The sequence below is a fragment of the Vibrio harveyi genome (assembly GCF_030060435.1).
In the GTDB taxonomy this organism is placed as follows: domain Bacteria; phylum Pseudomonadota; class Gammaproteobacteria; order Enterobacterales; family Vibrionaceae; genus Vibrio; species Vibrio harveyi.
In genome coordinates, this window is sequence record NZ_CP125875.1 from 2,324,348 (window position 1) to 2,343,221 (window position 18,874).

An 18,874-nucleotide genomic window follows, 5' to 3' on the forward strand; every position below is an offset into this window, starting at 1 on the left:
CTTAATGCAAGCCATTTTATTTCCAGTTTTAGATCATAAACGCGCCTCTTTGTTTAAAAAGGAAGCGAACGATGGATTTTGCAGGATTTATTGAAAAAAACTGTTGACGGATCTCACTCAACTTCGCATAATGCGCGCCGTTCCCGACGACAAGGCAACTTAGCGACGAGAACGAGAAAACATGGTTTTGGCTACGTAGCTCAGCTGGTTAGAGCACATCACTCATAATGATGGGGTCACAGGTTCGAATCCCGTCGTAGCCACCATTCCTAAAGGTTCTTTTTTAAGAGCAATTAGGAATAGATGCGGAAGTGGCGGAATTGGTAGACGCACCAGATTTAGGTTCTGGCGCCGCAAGGTGTGAGAGTTCAAGTCTCTCCTTCCGCACCATGTTTTAAGTAGTTTTACGACTACTGTCTGCAGGTCTATCGCCAAGCGGTAAGGCAGCGGCTTTTGATGCCGCCATTCCCTGGTTCGAATCCAGGTAGACCTGCCATTATTTAAAGTGGGATTCCTTTGACAAAAAGGGTTGTCACTTAGAGCGTGAAGGTTTATATTGTCTCGCTCAAAAAGATGGCTACGTAGCTCAGCTGGTTAGAGCACATCACTCATAATGATGGGGTCACAGGTTCGAATCCCGTCGTAGCCACCATTCTTTCTTTTGAAAGACAAAATTTAGTTGTTAGTTTTTACCAATTAACTGATAGCTTATAGAGTTCAAGATGCGGAAGTGGCGGAATTGGTAGACGCACCAGATTTAGGTTCTGGCGCCGCAAGGTGTGAGAGTTCAAGTCTCTCCTTCCGCACCATCTTGAAATGCTCTAAACAACATATGCGGAAATGGCGGAATTGGTAGACGCACCAGATTTAGGTTCTGGCGCCGCAAGGTGTGAGAGTTCAAGTCTCTCTTTCCGCACCATATATTGAATAGTCTTTTGACTATTGCCTGCAGGTCTATCGCCAAGCGGTAAGGCAGCGGCTTTTGATGCCGCCATTCCCTGGTTCGAATCCAGGTAGACCTGCCACTATTTTGATTATTGAGTTTACTCAGTAATTATGCGGAAGTGGCGGAATTGGTAGACGCACCAGATTTAGGTTCTGGCGCCGCAAGGTGTGAGAGTTCAAGTCTCTCCTTCCGCACCATTATTAAAGTCTCTTTTATTAGAGCGCTGTAGGTCTATCGCCAAGCGGTAAGGCAGCGGCTTTTGATGCCGCCATTCCCTGGTTCGAATCCAGGTAGACCTGCCATTATTCTTCCTTGAAACATAGGAATGTTATTGATGTTTTACCAATTATATCAGTAACGACAAATCAAGTTGCGGAAGTGGCGGAATTGGTAGACGCACCAGATTTAGGTTCTGGCGCCGCAAGGTGTGAGAGTTCAAGTCTCTCCTTCCGCACCATCTTGATTTAAAGAATATTGTGTTGGCTACGTAGCTCAGCTGGTTAGAGCACATCACTCATAATGATGGGGTCACAGGTTCGAATCCCGTCGTAGCCACCATTTATTTCGTTGTTTAGGTTTTACCAATTACCTTTATGACGACAGAAAAGTTGCGGAAGTGGCGGAATTGGTAGACGCACCAGATTTAGGTTCTGGCGCCGCAAGGTGTGAGAGTTCAAGTCTCTCCTTCCGCACCATGCTTTTCTAACTTGATTAGTCTTTATGACTATCGCCTGCAGGTCTATCGCCAAGCGGTAAGGCAGCGGCTTTTGATGCCGCCATTCCCTGGTTCGAATCCAGGTAGACCTGCCACTATTTTGATTATTGAGTTTACTCAGTAATTATGCGGAAGTGGCGGAATTGGTAGACGCACCAGATTTAGGTTCTGGCGCCGCAAGGTGTGAGAGTTCAAGTCTCTCCTTCCGCACCATTATTTGATATGTCTTAGGACTATCGCCCGTAGGTCTATCGCCAAGCGGTAAGGCAGCGGCTTTTGATGCCGCCATTCCCTGGTTCGAATCCAGGTAGACCTGCCATATTCAATGCTATTGATGTTTTACCAATTACATCAATAACTACAGATCAAGTTGCGGAAGTGGCGGAATTGGTAGACGCACCAGATTTAGGTTCTGGCGCCGCAAGGTGTGAGAGTTCAAGTCTCTCCTTCCGCACCATACTTGATTAAAGAATATAGAATGGCTACGTAGCTCAGCTGGTTAGAGCACATCACTCATAATGATGGGGTCACAGGTTCGAATCCCGTCGTAGCCACCATTAATATAGATTTTAGATGCGGAAGTGGCGGAATTGGTAGACGCACCAGATTTAGGTTCTGGCGCCGCAAGGTGTGAGAGTTCAAGTCTCTCCTTCCGCACCATCTAAAAATAATCTATACTTTGCGGAAATGGCGGAATTGGTAGACGCACCAGATTTAGGTTCTGGCGCCGCAAGGTGTGAGAGTTCAAGTCTCTCTTTCCGCACCATACTTTCCTTTATCGGAAAGCACTTAGTTGAAAGGCTAAGACTTGTAGGGCTATCGCCAAGCGGTAAGGCAGCGGCTTTTGATGCCGCCATTCCCTGGTTCGAATCCAGGTAGCCCTGCCATTACACAACGTTGTTGAGGTTTTACCAATTACCTTGATAACTACAGAATAAGTTGCGGAAGTGGCGGAATTGGTAGACGCACCAGATTTAGGTTCTGGCGCCGCAAGGTGTGAGAGTTCAAGTCTCTCCTTCCGCACCATTCTTAAGAAACCCAGCATTAGTTTGCTGGGTTTTTTCTTTTTTCTAATTCTGGACTCGGTAGATCTCTGATTTATCGAATTAAAAAAGCGAGCTCATGGCTCGCTTTTTTTCTATCTATTGCTTTCCTATCGACCGCTTTCTATGTGATCAGAAGTCTTTTACATGCCTAGCGCATACTTCAATACTTGCGCTTTGATCGGTCCTGAGTTTTCCGCCAGCTTCAATGCTGCATTACGAGCGAACTTCAATGGACCTAAATCATTACTAAAGCCTTTGTAGAACACATCCATGCCCGTTTGCATTAATAAGTTATCTGGTCGACGGGCGCGCTCATACTTGGCGAGCAAAGCATCATTAAGTTGCTCTTGCTGATTGGTAACCGAAAGCAGAACATCAACATCTTTGAAGCCGAGATTCACACCTTGCCCTGCAAGTGGGTTGATTGTATGAGCAGAATCCCCCACTAACACGCAATTCTTGTTTGAATAGCTTTGGGCATGGCGACGAGTGAGTGGGAATGAGCCAAATTGTAAAACTTCAATATCGCCTAACTCAGCAGGGAAATGACGTAGGATCTCCTCTTTTAACTGAGGTTTCGTCATCGCACACAATTGTTTAATGCGTTTTGGCGAGTCATACCACACCAGCGACCCCTGCCCGACTTCTTTACCATCCTCAGTTAGTGAGCATAACGGCAAGAACGAACGTGGACCTGAGGGAGTAAATTGCTGCCAAGTGATGTCTTGTTGAGGAAGTTCGGTTTTTACGTTGATCAACATGCAGTGTTGACGGTAATCCCATGCGGTTACGCCAATACCCGCCAATTGACGAACTTTCGAGTTCGCGCCATCAGCGCCAATCACCCAGCTAGCTTCAAACTGCTCGCCACTTTCTAGCGTTACACGGTTTACTTCGGCAAATTGAATATCTTTCAATCGCTCTGGGCACATCACCGTTAAGTTGTCGTATTGTGCGAAAGTTTGCCAAAGCCCCAGTTGGATTAGGCGGTTTTCAACAATGTATCCTAACTGCTCCAATGACAGTTCATCAGAGTGAAAACGAGTACGGCACTCAGGATGTTCCCACGTTTCCAAACGACGATAAGGGCACACACGCATGCTTTCAATCGCGGACCATGCACCTAATGAATCAAGTAGCTTCACCGACTGATGAGAAATCGCGGAAACGCGAATATCCAACGCTTGAGAAGCCTCAAACGCCTTTGGCTCTGCGCCTTCTACCATTACAACGCTTCTGCCTTGCTTGGCAAACCCAACAGCCACCGCTGCCCCGACCATGCCGCCACCGATTACGGCGATGTCATACTTGTTCATTTTTTGCTCTTCATCATATTGATTAATTGGCGTTTTTTAATTGTACGTTCCATGGCTATTTTTACAAAATTGTTTAACAAAAAACCTTGCTGTATATAGGGCAAAAAACTAGATTTCATCAGGGTTTGCAGAGAATTCGTCAGATCACTAGTCAGGTGCTTTTTAAAGCAGTACAATACGCCGCTTACCGCCGAGATGGCGGCTATAATTTGAGCAATAGCTCTCCGATTTAAGTACAACTGAACGAGCGAAAGTGAGATGAGTAAGAAACTGCTAATTAAAACCTGGGGCTGCCAGATGAACGAATACGATTCATCAAAAATGGCCGACCTGCTTAATGCTGCAAACGGCTATGAGCTGACCGAAGAGCCAGAGGAAGCAGACGTACTTCTACTTAACACCTGTTCGATCCGTGAAAAAGCGCAAGAGAAAGTTTTCCACCAGCTTGGTCGTTGGAAGACACTAAAAGATAAAAAGCCTGGCGTAGTTATCGGCGTAGGTGGTTGTGTAGCAACTCAAGAAGGTGACCACATCCGTCAGCGTGCTCCATACGTTGATGTAATTTTTGGTCCACAAACTCTTCACCGTCTTCCTGAGATGATCAAACAATCTCAATCGGATGAAGCACCAGTAATGGACATTTCATTCCCAGAAATCGAAAAGTTCGACCGTCTACCTGAACCTCGTGCTGAAGGTGCAACGGCATTCGTTTCTATTATGGAAGGCTGTTCTAAGTACTGTACTTACTGTGTAGTACCGTACACTCGTGGTGAAGAAGTAAGCCGTCCAATGGATGACGTACTGTTCGAAATCGCACAGCTAGCAGATCAAGGCGTACGTGAAGTAAACCTACTAGGTCAAAACGTAAACGCGTACCGTGGTCCTATGCACGACGGTGAAATCTGTTCATTTGCAGAACTGCTTCGTTTGGTTGCGTCTATCGATGGTATTGATCGTATCCGCTTTACAACAAGCCACCCATTAGAGTTTACTGACGACATCATCGCAGTATACGAAGACACACCTGAGCTAGTGAGCTTCCTTCACCTACCAGTACAAAGCGGTAGTGACCGAGTGCTGACTATGATGAAACGTCCTCACACTGGGATTGAGTACAAGTCGATCATCCGTAAACTGCGTAAAGCACGTCCTGATATCCAAATCAGTTCAGACTTTATCGTTGGTTTCCCTGGTGAAACAGACAAAGATTTCCAAGACACAATGAAGCTAATCAAAGACGTAGACTTTGACATGAGCTTCAGCTTCATCTTCTCTCCACGTCCAGGTACGCCAGCGGCAGATTACCCTTGTGACCTATCAGAGCAAGTGAAGAAAGAGCGTCTATACGAGCTACAACAAACCGTAAATGCACAAGCAATGCGCTACTCTCGTTTAATGCTTGGTACTGAGCAACGCGTTCTGGTTGAAGGTCCTTCTAAGAAGAACCTAATGGAGCTTCGCGCTCGTACAGAAAACAACCGTGTAGTAAACTTTGAAGGTAGCGCAGACCTAATCGGTCAGTTCGTTGACGTGAAGATTACGGATGTATTTGCTAACTCGCTACGTGGTGAGCTAGTACGTACTGAAAAAGACATGGACCTTCGTAGTGTGATTTCACCAACGCAAATGATGGCGAAAACACGTCGCGAAGATGAGCTAGGTGTAGCTACTTTTACGCCATAAGCTCGTACAAATAGCCATTGAGAGCCTGGTCGTTATCAGGCTCTCGTTAAGTGGCATAAAATGAGAGGCAACATTGAGCAATAAAATCGTAACGCTAGAAATCAATCTAGAACCTTCAGACAACCGCCGACTAGCAAGCCTGTGCGGTCCATTCGATGACAACATCAAGCATTTAGAACGTCGTCTAGGCGTTGAAATTAACCACCGTAGCGACCTTTTCACCATTGTCGGTAAACCTCATACCGCAGCTGCTGCGCTGGATATCCTGAAAACCCTTTACGTAGACACCGCTCCTGTCCGCGGCGAAACGCCTGATATCGAACCAGAGCAGATCCATCTGGCAATCAAAGAATCAGGTGTACTGGAGCAAAACACCGAGTCACATTTCGAACACGGTAAAGAGGTCTTTGTTAAAACGAAAAAAGGCGTGATCAAGCCTCGTACACCAAATCAGGGTCAATACCTGATGAACATGGTGACGCACGATATCACTTTCGGTATCGGTCCTGCTGGCACAGGTAAAACTTACCTCGCGGTTGCAGCAGCCGTTGACGCACTAGAGCGCCAAGAGATCCGTCGCATTCTATTAACTCGTCCTGCGGTTGAAGCGGGCGAGAAACTGGGCTTCCTACCTGGTGATTTGAGCCAGAAAGTCGACCCATACCTACGCCCTCTCTACGATGCCCTATTTGAAATGCTGGGCTTTGAGCGCGTAGAAAAGCTGATTGAACGTAACGTGATTGAGGTAGCACCTCTTGCTTACATGCGTGGTCGTACTCTAAACGACGCCTTCATCATTCTTGATGAGAGCCAAAACACCACCGTCGAGCAGATGAAGATGTTCCTAACGCGAATTGGCTTCAACTCTCGTGCGGTTATCACTGGTGACGTCACACAGATTGACTTACCTCGCGGCGCGAAATCAGGTCTTCGTCATGCCATTGAGGTACTGAGCGAAGTTGACGACATCAGCTTTAACTTCTTCCAAGCTGACGACGTAGTGCGCCACCCAGTGGTTGCTCGTATCGTTAACGCTTATGAGAAGTGGGAAGCGCAAGACCAGAAAGAACGTAAAGAGTTCGAAAAACGCCGTCGTGAAGAGCGTGATGCCAAATTGCTAGAAGCAGCAAAAGCAGAACTGAGCGCACAAGTCGCGGCAACTAAGGAATAACCATGGCAATTGAACTTGATTTGCAACTGGCAGTCGAAAATGAAGAAGGCTTACCTTCTGAGCAAGATTTCCAATTGTGGCTAGATAAGACCATTCCTCTTTTCCAACCACAAGCGGAACTGACGATTCGTATTGTCGACGAGCAAGAAAGTCACGAGCTAAACCACGAATACCGTGGTAAAGACAAGCCGACCAACGTGCTATCTTTCCCATTCGAAGTACCACCGGGTATGGAAATGGACCTACTGGGCGATTTGATTATCTGTCGCCAAGTCGTTGAAAAAGAGGCAGTAGAGCAGAACAAGCCTCTACTAGCACATTGGGCGCATATGGTTGTACATGGCAGCTTGCATCTGCTAGGTTATGACCATATCGAGGATGATGAAGCTGAAGAGATGGAATCCCTCGAGACAGAAATCATGCAAGGTATGGGTTATGAAGACCCATATATTGCTGAAAAAGAGTAGCTTTGGTTGCTCGACAGGGAAAGGCGAACTACCCAGATAACCATCTCGTACTCGTCTTTCTATGTGAGCTATCACACATCTGATAGCGTTACTTAATTGAGAAACAATGAACGAAGATAATTCTCCCTCTTCTAATGAAGGCAAGAAAGAAAAGGCAGAAGGTCCGAGTAGAAAGTCCTTCTTTGAACGTCTAGGTCAACTATTTCAAGGCGAACCAAAAGACCGCCAAGAGCTTGTGGATGTGATCCGCGACTCTGAAATCAATGACCTGATTGACCACGACACCCGCGACATGCTTGAAGGTGTAATGGAAATCTCCGAAATGCGCGTGCGTGACATCATGATCCCGCGTTCGCAAATGGTTACTGTTGAGCGCACAGACGATCTTGATACTTTGATCGCACTGATCACTGATGCTCAACACTCTCGCTACCCTGTGATCAGCGAAGATAAAGACCATGTGGAAGGCATTCTACTAGCGAAGGACTTACTCAAATACTTGGGCTCAGGCAGTAACCCATTTGATATCGAAGAAGTGATTCGACCAGCAGTCGTAGTACCGGAAAGTAAACGTGTAGACCGCCTGCTAAAAGAATTCCGTGAAGAACGTTATCACATGGCGATTGTTGTCGATGAATTCGGCGGTGTTTCTGGTCTTGTAACTATCGAAGATATCCTTGAAGAAATCGTAGGGGATATTGAAGATGAGTTCGATGATGATGAAGAAACCGATATCCGTAAGCTGAGCAAACACACGTTTGCTGTCAGAGCTCTGACAACCATTGAAGAGTTTAATGAGACATTCGGTACCAACTTCAGTGATGAAGAAGTGGATACCGTTGGCGGCATGGTAATGACTGCTTTTGGTCACCTACCATCGCGTGGCGAAGTCGTGGATATTGAAGCATACAGCTTCAAAGTAACGGCAGCCGACAACCGTCGTGTCATTCAACTTCAAGTGACGATTCCAGACGAAGAAAAGCTGGTTGAAGCCACTCAAGAGTAACGCGATACCCTAACATCGGGAATATCAGAAAAATAAAATGATGAATGTACTCTTTCATCGCCTCAAGCGGCCCTTAGTGGCCGCTTTTGTTGGCGCCTCCACTACCCTAGCATTTGCTCCTTATCAGCTATGGCCGCTTGCCATACTTAGCCCTGCTATCCTACTTATTCTTCTTGCAGACCAATCACCTAGGCGTGCGCTTTGGATCGGTTATTCATGGGGTTTAGGGCAATTTGCGACAGGAGTAAGCTGGGTTTACGTTAGCATTGCAGGCTTTGGCGGCATGCCGCTGATTGCAAACCTATTCCTCATGGGCTTGTTAATCGCCTACCTATCCATATACACAGGTTTATTTGCGTGGCTCACTAACAAGTTTTTCCCTGAATTTACCCTAAGCAAAGCATTGCTTGCTGCTCCTGCGTTATGGCTAGTGACCGACTGGCTACGTGGCTGGGTTATGACAGGTTTCCCTTGGCTATGGCTTGGCTACAGTCAAATTGACGCACCATTTGCCAGCTTTGCACCCATCGGTGGTGTAGAACTACTAACACTGTTCATCATGATCAGTGCTGGTGCATTGGCGTATGCTTGGATTCACAAGCAATGGTTAATGATCATCATCCCTGCGGTACTGTTAAGTGCAGGCTTTGGTATTCGCCAATACGATTGGGTAACTCCTCGCATTGAAGACACAACCAAAGTAGCGCTGATCCAAGGTAACGTTGACCAGAACCTAAAATGGCTACCGAGCCAACGCTGGCCAACCATCATGAAATACGCAGACCTCACTCGTGAGAACTGGGATGCTGACATCATCGTATGGCCAGAGGCTGCCATTCCTGCATTTGAAATTGAAGTTCCGTCGTTCTTGAGAAACATCGATACTGCGGCGAAAATGAACAACAGCGCCATTATTACGGGTGTGGTAAACCAAGGAAAAGACGGTCAATTCTACAACAGCATTTTATCGCTGGGTGTAAATCCATACGGTGATTACAGCTTTGATATGGACAAGCGCTACCACAAGCACCACTTACTTCCGTTTGGTGAGTTCGTGCCGTTTGAAGACGTATTGCGCCCACTTGCACCATTCTTCAACTTGCCAATGTCTTCCTTCAGCCGTGGCGATTTTATTCAGCCAAACATCGTGGCGAATGGAAAGCACATGGATCCTGCACTGTGTTATGAAATCATCTTCAGCGAACAAGTTCGTCAGAACGTGACCGACGATACTGATTTCATTCTAACGCTTTCTAACGACGCTTGGTTCGGTCATTCAATTGGTCCACTACAGCACATGGAAATCGCTCGAATGCGTGCTCTAGAGCTGGGTAAGCCACTTATTCGCTCGACCAACAATGGCGTAACCGCAGTGACCGATCATAAAGGTAAGGTGATTGAACAAATCCCTCAATTTGAAACCGCAGTGCTTCGCGCAGAACTTGTTCCTACCGATGGTCAAACTCCGTATCGCATCGTCGGCACTTGGCCTCTGTATATTTGGGCTGGATTAAGTTTGATGTTGGCTTGGTGGTTATCAAGGAAGAAAAAGTCATAAGTGAAAAAGAGGCTCTTAGGCCTCTTTTTTTTACGTTTGTTAATGCTGTTCTTATGGCTTGAGAGACTGACGACTAAAGCCAGTATGATTGCACTTAATGCATGGAATGATCACAGTTGGATGGTTATATGTCGTCTTATGACCACATTCATCGCAGACCAATGTGCCAAGTCCAATCACCTCTCCCGCCTCATAAAGACCTTGATGTTCTAAATCATCAAACAGTTCAACCCACTCCACTTTGGTTCGGTCTGTAATTTCGAGCAAACCTTGCCAAACGGAATCGGCAATTGTGAGATAGAAGGGTCCACTCTTACCTTCTTCATAGCTATCAGAAAACTCTTTTAAATCGGCTTTGACATAAGCTGATATCAGTGAGAGTTCGTCTTTGGTCATGTCGTTGGCAGCATCCACCACTTTGCCCGACGTTTCGAATACTTTGTTAACTTCATCCGGACTGTGCTTCAAGGTTTCAATCACATCCTCGAGCATTTCCTCATAACCTGCTTTACGTTTAGGCATAACTGACCTCCATCTTTCTACTACCAAGCACCATTTCAAGGCGTATGGGTACAGATTGGCTATTGTTGTGATCCCTAGCTTTAGGTATTCTATGACGATCTATTTAAGTCTGTTCTAACCGAACTCACAAATTCCAAGATAACCGGATACCATCGATGCAAGAACAATACAATCCACAAGACCTTGAACAGAAAGTTCAAAAGCACTGGGATGACAACAAGACCTTTGTTGTAAGTGAAGACCCAAATAAAGAAAAATTCTACTGTCTATCCATGTTCCCATACCCAAGTGGTCGACTGCACATGGGTCACGTGCGCAACTACACCATCGGTGACGTAGTATCTCGTTTCCAACGCCTACAAGGCAAAAACGTAATGCAACCAATCGGTTGGGACGCATTTGGTCTACCTGCAGAAAACGCAGCAGTGAAAAACAACACGGCGCCTGCACCATGGACTTACGAAAACATCGAATACATGAAGAACCAACTTAAGCTTCTTGGCTTTGGTTACGATTGGAACCGTGAATTCGCAACATGTACACCTGAGTACTACCGTTGGGAACAAGAGTTCTTCACTAAGCTTTACGAGAAAGGTCTGGTTTACAAAAAGACTTCTTCTGTTAACTGGTGTCCAAACGACCAAACTGTTCTTGCGAACGAGCAGGTTGAAGATGGCTGCTGCTGGCGTTGTGACACTCCAGTAGAGCAAAAAGAAATTCCTCAGTGGTTCATCAAGATCACAGAATACGCTCAAGAGTTGCTGGACGATCTAGACAAACTTGAAGGTTGGCCAGAAATGGTGAAAACCATGCAGCGCAACTGGATCGGCCGTTCTGAAGGTGTTGAGCTCAAGTTTGAAGTCAAGGGTCAACAAGACCTAGAAGTTTACACAACACGTCCAGACACGCTAATGGGCGTCACTTACGTTGGTATCGCTGCAGGTCACCCTCTAGCGACTATCGCGGCTGAGAACAACCCAGAACTTGCTGCGTTCATCGAAGAGTGTAAGAACACCAAAGTAGCAGAAGCTGAACTGGCGACAATGGAGAAGAAAGGTATGGCGACGGGCCTTACTGCTATTCACCCATTGAACGGTCGTGAAGTTCCTGTTTACGTAGCAAACTTCGTACTGATGGACTACGGTACAGGCGCTGTAATGGCAGTACCTGCACACGACCAACGTGACTTCGAGTTCGCAACTAAGTACGGTCTAGACATCGTGCCTGTTATCAAGCCGGTTGATGGCAGCGAGCTAGACATCTCTGAAGCGGCATACACTGAGAAAGGTGTACTGTTCGATTCAGGTGAATTCGACGGTCTAGAATTCCAAGCGGCATTCGATGCAATTGCAGCGAAGCTAGAAGCAGAAGGCAAAGGCACTAAGACAGTTAACTTCCGTCTACGTGACTGGGGTGTATCTCGCCAACGTTACTGGGGTGCACCAATCCCAATGGTAACCACTGAAGACGGTGAAGTTCACCCAGTACCCGCTGACCAGCTACCTGTTATTCTTCCAGAAGACGTAGTAATGGATGGCGTTACTAGCCCAATTAAAGCAGACAAAGAGTGGGCAAAGACAACCTTTAACGGCGAACCTGCTCTACGTGAGACAGATACATTCGATACGTTCATGGAGTCTTCTTGGTACTACGCTCGTTACTGTTCACCACAAGCTGATGACATCCTAGATCCAGAAAAAGCAAACTACTGGCTACCAGTAGACCAGTACATCGGTGGTATCGAGCACGCTTGTATGCACCTACTGTACTCTCGCTTCTTCCACAAACTGCTGCGTGATGCTGGCTACGTAACGTCTGACGAGCCGTTCAAGCAACTACTGTGTCAAGGCATGGTACTAGCGGACGCGTTCTACTTCGAGAACGAGAAAGGCGGTAAAGAGTGGGTTGCACCAACTGACGTTAAAGTTGAACGTGACGGTAAAGGTCGCATCACTTCTGCAACGGATAACGAAGGTCGCAACGTTGAACACTCAGGCATGATCAAAATGTCTAAGTCTAAGAACAACGGTATTGACCCTCAAGAGATGGTAGACAAGTACGGCGCAGACACAGTACGTCTATTCATGATGTTCGCGTCTCCAGCAGACATGACACTTGAGTGGCAAGAGTCTGGCGTAGAAGGTGCTAACCGCTTCCTGAAACGTGTTTGGAAACTAGTAAACGAGCACACATCAAAAGGTGCAGCAGAAGCAGTAGATGCAGCAGCACTTTCTGGTGACCAAAAAGCTCTTCGTCGTGACGTTCACAAAACTATCGCGAAAGTGACTGATGATATTGCTCGTCGTCAAACGTTCAACACAGCAATCGCTGCAATCATGGAACTGATGAACAAGCTAGCGAAAGCGCCTCAAGAATCTGCGCAAGATCGTGCAATCCTTGATGAGGCTCTAAAAGCTGTTGTTGCAATGCTTTACCCAATCACTCCGCACATCTCATACGAACTATGGGCTGCGCTAGGTGAAGCAGACATCGACAATGCTGTATGGCCAACGTTCGATGAGAAAGCACTTGTTGAAGACGAGAAGACTATCGTTGTTCAAGTTAACGGTAAACTGCGTGCGAAACTGACTGTAGCGGCTGACGCAACGAAAGAACAAGTTGAAGAGCTTGGTCTAAATGACGAAAACGTTACTAAGTTCACAGATGGTCTAACAATCCGTAAAGTAATTTACGTACCAGGTAAACTGTTGAACATCGTTGCTAACTAGTCTTTCACGACAAACGATACGTAGTTAGCAATAACTCAAAGCAGAGCGAACTTATTCGCCTGTAAAGAGTCATTAAACAGGGTAGTTCGCTACCCTGTTTATTTACCTCAAGCCATTCATGCTGAGTGGTTTAAGGTAAATAACCCCTTCAATTTAGGATGAATACAATCAATGCGCTTTTTCTCTTTGATTAAACTACCAGTGGTATTGGTATTAGCGGGGCTTCTTTCTGCCTGTGGTTTCCACCTTCGTGGCGAATACTCGGTTCCGGAAGAACTGCATACCATGTCTTTCACTAGCTACGATGAATACAGCCCATTGACGCGTTATATTCGCGCTCAACTTGAATTGAACAAAGTAGATTTAGTACAACCATCTTCAAGTACACCAAACCTGCACCTGATCGAAGCGACTATCGACGAACGTACACTATCGCTGTACCAAAACAGTCGTGCGGCAGAGAAAGAACTGACTTACGTAGTGAAGTACCGTGTGACTATTCCTGGTTTCGGTGCAAAAGACTTCAAAACAACCGTAAACCGCAACTACCTTGATAACCCATTAACAGCATTGGCGAAGTCGGTAGAACGTGACGTTATTGAAGACGAAATGCGTCAACAAGCGGCGAGTCAAATGATGCGTCAGCTAGGTCGAGTTCGTGCGGAATACGAACAAGGTCAACCTACCCCTGATGTGATGAAGACTAACTCTACGAACACTAACTCTTAATCAGAATGCGAATTTTTGCCGACAAGCTGGCTGACCATCTAGCGAAACACATCAAACAGGTTTACCTGATTTTTGGTAATGAACCTCTGCTGATTCAAGAAAGTCGCCAAGCGATCCAAACAATGGCGCACCAGCAAGGTTTTGAAGAAAGACACCGTTTCGCGGTTGACGCTAGTTTAGATTGGAACCAAGTATATGATTGTTTCCAAGCACTAAGCCTATTTTCCAGTCGCCAACTAATTGAACTTGAGCTACCAGAAAGCGGCGTAACGACAACAGTTAGTAAAGAACTGCAAACCCTATGTGAAATGCTACACGACGACATTATGCTGGTGATCGTGGGCAGTAAACTGACAAAAGCCCAAGAAAACGCAAAATGGTTTAAAGCGCTGAGTGCAAAAGGTGATTGGGTAAGCTGCCAAACACCAGATCTGCAACGTTTGCCGATGTTCGTACAGGCTCGTTGCCGCACATTAGGGCTAAAAGCAGATCAGCAATCACTGCAAATGTTGGCACAGTGGCATGAAGGGAACTTGTTCGCGCTCTCACAAAGCTTAGAGAAGCTCGCTTTACTCTACCCAGATGGCGAACTGACGGTTGTGCGTCTTGAAGAAGCCTTGAGCCGACACAACCACTTTACGACTTTCCATTGGATTGACGCTCTCCTTGCTGGGAAAGCCAACCGAGCACAACGCATTTTGCGCCAGCTTGAAGCTGAAGGCACAGAGACTGTTATCCTTATCCGCAGTGTACAGAAAGAGTTCAACCAATTACTTAATATGCATCGAGACCTTACCCAAATGGGCATGAGTCAGGTGTTTGAAAAGCATCGAGTGTGGCAAAATAAACGCCCATTCTATAATGCTGCGCTGACTCGCCTGTCAGCCTCAAGAATTTGTGCCCTTTTATCCTTGCTCACACATGCTGAGATAAAAGCCAAAACCCAATACGATGAATCTGTGTGGCCAACTATCCATCAATTGAGCCTAGAAACCTGCTCTCCTGATATTAAGCTGGCAATTTAGCTTTCAAAGCGTGATATAGTGCGCGACCAGTTTTAACTCAACGAGATTAAAACGCCCACAGACAAAAAAGAAAATACCGAGGAAAACCGAGTGCTTCGCGAAGAACTTAAAGACTTTTTAGCCGATAAAGCCGACGACATGAAAGCGGAAGAGATTGTTATTCTGAATGTTGAAGGCAAATCAAGCGTGACAGATTACATGATCATTTGTACTGGCACGTCGAAACGTCACGTTTCATCTATCGCTGATCACGTTGCATCTGAAGTGAAGAAAGCTGGTCTAGAGCCACTAGGTATGGAAGGCGAAAATGAAGGTGAATGGGTTGTCCTAGACATGGGCGACGCAATGCTTCATGTGATGCAAGAAGAGCATCGCGAGCTATACCAACTAGAAAAACTCTGGGGTTAATCTTTTGAAAATTCAACTAATTGCCGTTGGCACCAAAATGCCAAAATGGGTCGAAGAAGGTTTTCAAGAATACCGTCGTCGCTTCCCACATGATATGCCACTTGAGTTGGTTGAAATCCCTGCGGGTAAACGTGGCAAAAATGCAGACATCGCACGCATCTTACAAAAAGAAGGCGAAGCGATGTTGGCTGCGGTACCTAAAGGTGCGCGTATCGTCACTCTCGATATTCCAGGGAAAAAGTGGGATACCCCACAGCTAGCAGAACAGCTAGAAGCATGGAAACTAGATGGTCGTGACGTGTCGATCCTAATCGGTGGTCCTGAAGGCTTAGCGCCAGCTTGTAAAGCCGCAGCAGATCAAAGTTGGTCACTGTCAGCACTGACACTACCACACCCACTTGTGCGTATCGTGATGGCAGAGAGTTTATACCGAGCGTGGAGCATTACTGCTAACCACCCTTACCACCGCGAATAATCGCTACTTAGCTGTAGAGACAAGCGTTAATGATTCGTAAACGCCGCAGTCAAATTCGAGATTACCAAGCAGAAGCGCGTCTATTTTCTAGTCGCGCTATTGTTGCATTTATAGGTATCGTAATTTTGATGGGCTTGCTGGTTGCCAACATGTACAACATTCAGGTAAACCAGTTCCAAGACTATAAAACCCGTTCTAATGACAACCGCATTAAAGTGGTTCCTATTGCACCAAACCGTGGTTTGATCTACGACCGCAATGGTGTTCTGCTCGCTGAAAACCGCCCCGTCTTTAACCTGGAACTGACCCCAGAAAAAATCAAAGACATTGACGGCACCATCAAAGAGCTACAAACCATCCTTGAAATCACACCAGAGCAAATCGAACGCTTCCAACGTGAGCGTAAGCGTACTCGTCGCTTCAAGTCAGTTCCGTTGTTGACTCAATTGGATGAAAACCAAGTTGCGGTTTTCTCTGTCAATCAATACCGTTTCCCGGGCGTTGAGATTAGCGCTACGCTAAAGCGTTACTACCCATTCAGCGAAGTACTGACCCATGTGATTGGCTATGTTTCTCGTATTAACGACCGCGACATGCAGCGCTTAGTGCGCGAAGAAAAAGACGCCAACTACCAAGCAACTCGTGACATCGGTAAGTTAGGTATCGAGAAGTACTACGAGGACCTATTGCACGGTACGGCGGGTTACCAAGAAGTGGAAGTAAACAGCCGCGGACGTGTCATTCGTACTTTGAAATACGTTCCACCTGTGCCAGGTAAAGACATCGTCTTAAACCTCGATATCAACCTACAGCTCTATGTGCATCAGTTATTAGATGGACGTCGTGGTAGCGCGGTAGTGCTCGACCCTCGAGACAATGGTGTATTGGCTATGGTTTCTAGCCCAAGCTACGATCCAAATGCGTTCGTACACGGGATCTCAGGTAAAGCATACCGAGCACTATTAAACGATAAAAACCGTCCATTGGTGAACCGCACAACGCTTGGCATTTACCCACCAGCTTCAACCATCAAACCCTTCATTGCTGTAGCGGCTCTGGAAGAAGGTGTTGTGACACCGAAAACCACCCGAAACGATCCTGGTTACTGGCGAATTCCAAATTCAGATACTCGTCCATTCCGTGACTGGCTACGTTGGGGTCATGGTCGCGTCGACATCATCAAATCAATTGAAGAATCCGTCGATACCTTCTTCTACCAAATTGCCTACGACATGGGCATTGATCGCCTATCGAATTGGATGATGATGTTTGGTTTTGGCGATTATACGGGCATCGACATTTACGAAGAAAGTAAGGCAAATATGCCAACTCGTGAATGGAAAATGGCTCGTCATAAAACACCTTGGTACAAGGGCGACACTATCCCTGTTGGTATTGGGCAAGGTTACTGGACAGCAACACCAATGCAGATAGCGAAAGCGACCTCAGTATTGGTTAACGAAGGCGCTGTAACAGCACCTCACTTGCTAAAAGCAACCATCGACAACGGTGGCGACTTTGAGGAGCAAGAAAGCTCTGAATACGAAACCTACCCTCCTATCCAAAATGTGCCAGACAAATACTGGAATATGGCGAAGGAAGGCATGCGTTTGGTTAACCACGGCCCAAAAGGTACTGCTCGTCGCTCTTTCTATAATATGGATTACCAAACTGGTGGTAAGTCAGGGACCGCTCAGGTATTTGGTCTTGCAGAAGACGAAGAGTACAACGCAGATGAAGTCGCAGAACACTTACGTGACCACGCGTTGTTTACCGGTTTTGCGCCATTCGATGATCCAAAAGTCGTCGTATCAGTGGTACTGGAAAACGCAGGTGGTGGTTCGAGTAACGGCGCGCCTGTTGTGAGAAAGATCTTCGACCGTGTCATCCTTGGTCCTGAAAAAATCGAGTCAGATGAAGAACAAAACAATGCGAAGAAAGAGGTAGCGCAGTGATGAAAATGGATCCCTCTACAGGCAAAAACCGTGCTCTGTTTGAACGCTTCCATATCGACTTGCCGTTGTTACTCGGCATCTTTGCGTTGATGGGCTTTGGTCTTGTCATCATGTACAGTGCCAGTGGTCAAAGTTTGGCGATGATGGATCGTCAAGCAATGCGCATGGTGCTGTCACTGGTTGTCATGATCGTATTGGCACAGATCTCGCCCAGAACCTATGAGAGCCTTGCTCCATTAATGTTTGTTGGTGGCGTTATTCTGTTGTTTGGCGTGCTCTTCTTTGGTGAAGCCTCCAAAGGCGCCCAACGCTGGCTCAATCTTGGTTTTGTTCGTTTCCAGCCCTCAGAGCTCCTTAAGCTTGCCGTACCTTTAATGGTGGCGCGCTACATCGGTCGTCAACCACTTCCTCCGACGTTCAAAACGCTCATTGTTGCACTAATCATGGTTTGTCTACCAACCATTCTTATTGCAAAACAGCCAGACCTTGGTACTTCAATTCTGATCGCCGCTTCTGGTATTTTCGTTATCTTCCTTGCGGGTATTAGTTGGAAAATCATTGCCGCTGCCGCCATTGCTCTGGGTGGTTTTATTCCTATTTTGTGGTTCTTCCTGATGCGCGAATACCAAAAGGTACGTGTGCGCACTCTATTTAATCCAGAGTCAGACCCTCTTGGTGCCGGCTATCATATTATCCAAAGTAAGATTGCAATCGGCTCTGGTGGTATTTCAGGCAAAGGTTGGCTGCAAGGTACACAATCTCAATTAGAATTTCTTCCAGAGCGACACACTGACTTTATCTTTGCAGTAATCGCTGAGGAATGGGGTATGATTGGCTTCCTTTGCCTATTAGCCATCTACCTATTTATTATCGGTCGAGGTCTCTACCTCGCAAGCCAAGCACAAACAGCGTTTGGTCGAATGATGGCGGGCAGTATTGTACTCAGCTTCTTCGTGTATATTTTTGTAAATATCGGCATGGTAAGTGGCATCCTACCTGTAGTAGGCGTACCTTTACCGTTGATCAGTTATGGTGGTACTTCAATGGTGACACTGATGGCTGGTTTTGGCATTCTTATGTCGATCCATACACACCGAAAAGCATTCTCTAAGGCGACCTAGAC

General features: G+C 46.4%; 14 protein-coding genes and 21 tRNA genes. 33 read left to right on the top strand and 2 right to left on the bottom strand.

Going from position 1 to position 18,874, the window contains the following annotated elements; all coding sequences use genetic code 11:
* The first annotated feature begins 189 nt into the window (after nucleotides 1-189).
* The 21 genes from QMY49_RS11035 (at nucleotide 190) to QMY49_RS11135 (ending at nucleotide 2,687) form a co-directional block, all read left to right on the top strand.
* Nucleotides 190-266: transfer RNA gene (locus QMY49_RS11035), tRNA-Met, on the top strand.
* A gap of 39 nt (nucleotides 267-305) precedes the next feature.
* Nucleotides 306-390 (top strand) — tRNA-Leu (locus QMY49_RS11040).
* Nucleotides 391-421: 31 nt separating this feature from the next.
* Nucleotides 422-496 (top strand) — tRNA-Gln (locus QMY49_RS11045).
* Between the two features lie 79 nt (nucleotides 497-575).
* A tRNA-Met gene (locus tag QMY49_RS11050) sits at nucleotides 576-652 on the top strand.
* A gap of 72 nt (nucleotides 653-724) precedes the next feature.
* Nucleotides 725-809: transfer RNA gene (locus tag QMY49_RS11055), tRNA-Leu, on the top strand.
* Between the two features lie 25 nt (nucleotides 810-834).
* Nucleotides 835-919: transfer RNA gene (locus QMY49_RS11060), tRNA-Leu, on the top strand.
* 31 nt (nucleotides 920-950) lie between these two features.
* Nucleotides 951-1,025: transfer RNA gene (locus tag QMY49_RS11065), tRNA-Gln, on the top strand.
* 33 nt (nucleotides 1,026-1,058) lie between these two features.
* Nucleotides 1,059-1,143: transfer RNA gene (locus tag QMY49_RS11070), tRNA-Leu, on the top strand.
* Nucleotides 1,144-1,173: 30 nt separating this feature from the next.
* Nucleotides 1,174-1,248: transfer RNA gene (locus QMY49_RS11075), tRNA-Gln, on the top strand.
* Nucleotides 1,249-1,318: 70 nt separating this feature from the next.
* Nucleotides 1,319-1,403, top strand: a tRNA-Leu gene (locus QMY49_RS11080).
* A gap of 24 nt (nucleotides 1,404-1,427) precedes the next feature.
* Nucleotides 1,428-1,504, top strand: a tRNA-Met gene (locus tag QMY49_RS11085).
* Between the two features lie 52 nt (nucleotides 1,505-1,556).
* Nucleotides 1,557-1,641, top strand: a tRNA-Leu gene (locus QMY49_RS11090).
* 40 nt (nucleotides 1,642-1,681) lie between these two features.
* Nucleotides 1,682-1,756 (top strand) — tRNA-Gln (locus QMY49_RS11095).
* Nucleotides 1,757-1,789: 33 nt separating this feature from the next.
* A tRNA-Leu gene (locus QMY49_RS11100) sits at nucleotides 1,790-1,874 on the top strand.
* 31 nt (nucleotides 1,875-1,905) lie between these two features.
* A tRNA-Gln gene (locus QMY49_RS11105) sits at nucleotides 1,906-1,980 on the top strand.
* A 53-nt stretch (nucleotides 1,981-2,033) separates the two neighbouring features.
* A tRNA-Leu gene (locus tag QMY49_RS11110) sits at nucleotides 2,034-2,118 on the top strand.
* A 23-nt stretch (nucleotides 2,119-2,141) separates the two neighbouring features.
* Nucleotides 2,142-2,218 (top strand) — tRNA-Met (locus QMY49_RS11115).
* An 18-nt stretch (nucleotides 2,219-2,236) separates the two neighbouring features.
* Nucleotides 2,237-2,321, top strand: a tRNA-Leu gene (locus QMY49_RS11120).
* A 21-nt stretch (nucleotides 2,322-2,342) separates the two neighbouring features.
* Nucleotides 2,343-2,427: transfer RNA gene (locus tag QMY49_RS11125), tRNA-Leu, on the top strand.
* 46 nt (nucleotides 2,428-2,473) lie between these two features.
* A tRNA-Gln gene (locus tag QMY49_RS11130) sits at nucleotides 2,474-2,548 on the top strand.
* A 54-nt stretch (nucleotides 2,549-2,602) separates the two neighbouring features.
* A tRNA-Leu gene (locus QMY49_RS11135) sits at nucleotides 2,603-2,687 on the top strand.
* 160 nt (nucleotides 2,688-2,847) lie between these two features.
* Here QMY49_RS11135 and QMY49_RS11140 read toward each other — a convergent pair.
* Nucleotides 2,848-4,023 (bottom strand): 2-octaprenyl-3-methyl-6-methoxy-1,4-benzoquinol hydroxylase, encoded by a 1,176-nt coding sequence (locus QMY49_RS11140; RefSeq protein ID WP_283311516.1) that lies wholly within the window; start codon nucleotides 4,021-4,023, stop codon nucleotides 2,848-2,850.
* 258 nt (nucleotides 4,024-4,281) lie between these two features.
* Between QMY49_RS11140 and miaB the strand changes: the two genes are divergently transcribed.
* From miaB to lnt, 5 genes are all read left to right on the top strand, one after another.
* Nucleotides 4,282-5,706 carry a tRNA (N6-isopentenyl adenosine(37)-C2)-methylthiotransferase MiaB gene (gene miaB / locus QMY49_RS11145; RefSeq protein ID WP_005438595.1) on the top strand — a complete coding sequence of 475 codons (1,425 nt, stop codon included), beginning with the start codon at nucleotides 4,282-4,284 and terminating at the stop codon, nucleotides 5,704-5,706.
* A gap of 73 nt (nucleotides 5,707-5,779) precedes the next feature.
* Nucleotides 5,780-6,877, top strand: coding sequence for a PhoH family protein (locus QMY49_RS11150; protein WP_005447495.1), 1,098 nt, complete (start codon nucleotides 5,780-5,782; stop codon nucleotides 6,875-6,877).
* Between the two features lie 2 nt (nucleotides 6,878-6,879).
* The gene (gene ybeY, locus QMY49_RS11155) at nucleotides 6,880-7,344 is read left to right on the top strand and encodes an rRNA maturation RNase YbeY (RefSeq protein WP_005425552.1); all 465 of its coding nucleotides are present in this window, start codon (nucleotides 6,880-6,882) and stop codon (nucleotides 7,342-7,344) included.
* 106 nt (nucleotides 7,345-7,450) lie between these two features.
* Nucleotides 7,451-8,350, top strand: a complete 900-nt coding sequence (corC, locus tag QMY49_RS11160) for a CNNM family magnesium/cobalt transport protein CorC (RefSeq protein WP_005425551.1) — start codon at nucleotides 7,451-7,453, stop codon at nucleotides 8,348-8,350.
* A gap of 37 nt (nucleotides 8,351-8,387) precedes the next feature.
* Nucleotides 8,388-9,908, top strand: a complete 1,521-nt coding sequence (lnt, locus tag QMY49_RS11165) for an apolipoprotein N-acyltransferase (RefSeq protein ID WP_017818929.1) — start codon at nucleotides 8,388-8,390, stop codon at nucleotides 9,906-9,908.
* 51 nt (nucleotides 9,909-9,959) lie between these two features.
* On the opposite strand, the gene QMY49_RS11170 is transcribed toward lnt, so the two are convergent.
* Complete coding sequence (locus QMY49_RS11170) at nucleotides 9,960-10,430, bottom strand: zinc ribbon-containing protein (protein WP_005447499.1); 471 nt, start codon at nucleotides 10,428-10,430, stop codon at nucleotides 9,960-9,962.
* A gap of 155 nt (nucleotides 10,431-10,585) precedes the next feature.
* Between QMY49_RS11170 and leuS the strand changes: the two genes are divergently transcribed.
* The 7 genes from leuS to rodA all read left to right on the top strand — a co-directional run bounded on the left by leuS (nucleotide 10,586) and on the right by rodA (nucleotide 18,872).
* The gene (leuS, locus tag QMY49_RS11175; protein WP_009697741.1) at nucleotides 10,586-13,159 is read left to right on the top strand and encodes a leucine--tRNA ligase; all 2,574 of its coding nucleotides are present in this window, start codon (nucleotides 10,586-10,588) and stop codon (nucleotides 13,157-13,159) included.
* A 171-nt stretch (nucleotides 13,160-13,330) separates the two neighbouring features.
* Nucleotides 13,331-13,888, top strand: a complete 558-nt coding sequence (locus tag QMY49_RS11180) for an LPS-assembly lipoprotein LptE (protein WP_009697740.1) — start codon at nucleotides 13,331-13,333, stop codon at nucleotides 13,886-13,888.
* A gap of 5 nt (nucleotides 13,889-13,893) precedes the next feature.
* The gene (gene holA, locus QMY49_RS11185; protein ID WP_005447513.1) at nucleotides 13,894-14,913 is read left to right on the top strand and encodes a DNA polymerase III subunit delta; all 1,020 of its coding nucleotides are present in this window, start codon (nucleotides 13,894-13,896) and stop codon (nucleotides 14,911-14,913) included.
* A gap of 90 nt (nucleotides 14,914-15,003) precedes the next feature.
* Nucleotides 15,004-15,321: a ribosome silencing factor gene (gene rsfS, locus QMY49_RS11190; RefSeq protein ID WP_009697738.1), complete on the top strand. Its 318-nt coding sequence runs from the start codon at nucleotides 15,004-15,006 to the stop codon at nucleotides 15,319-15,321.
* 4 nt (nucleotides 15,322-15,325) lie between these two features.
* On the top strand, nucleotides 15,326-15,796 hold the full coding sequence (gene rlmH, locus QMY49_RS11195) for a 23S rRNA (pseudouridine(1915)-N(3))-methyltransferase RlmH (RefSeq protein ID WP_005447517.1): 471 nt from the start codon (nucleotides 15,326-15,328) through the stop codon (nucleotides 15,794-15,796).
* Nucleotides 15,797-15,825: 29 nt separating this feature from the next.
* Nucleotides 15,826-17,751, top strand: coding sequence for a penicillin-binding protein 2 (mrdA, locus tag QMY49_RS11200; protein WP_005447519.1), 1,926 nt, complete (start codon nucleotides 15,826-15,828; stop codon nucleotides 17,749-17,751).
* The gene (rodA, locus tag QMY49_RS11205) at nucleotides 17,751-18,872 is read left to right on the top strand and encodes a rod shape-determining protein RodA (RefSeq protein WP_005447521.1); all 1,122 of its coding nucleotides are present in this window, start codon (nucleotides 17,751-17,753) and stop codon (nucleotides 18,870-18,872) included. The genes mrdA and rodA overlap by 1 nt, the downstream gene beginning before the upstream one ends.
* Nucleotides 18,873-18,874: the final 2 nt, after the last annotated feature.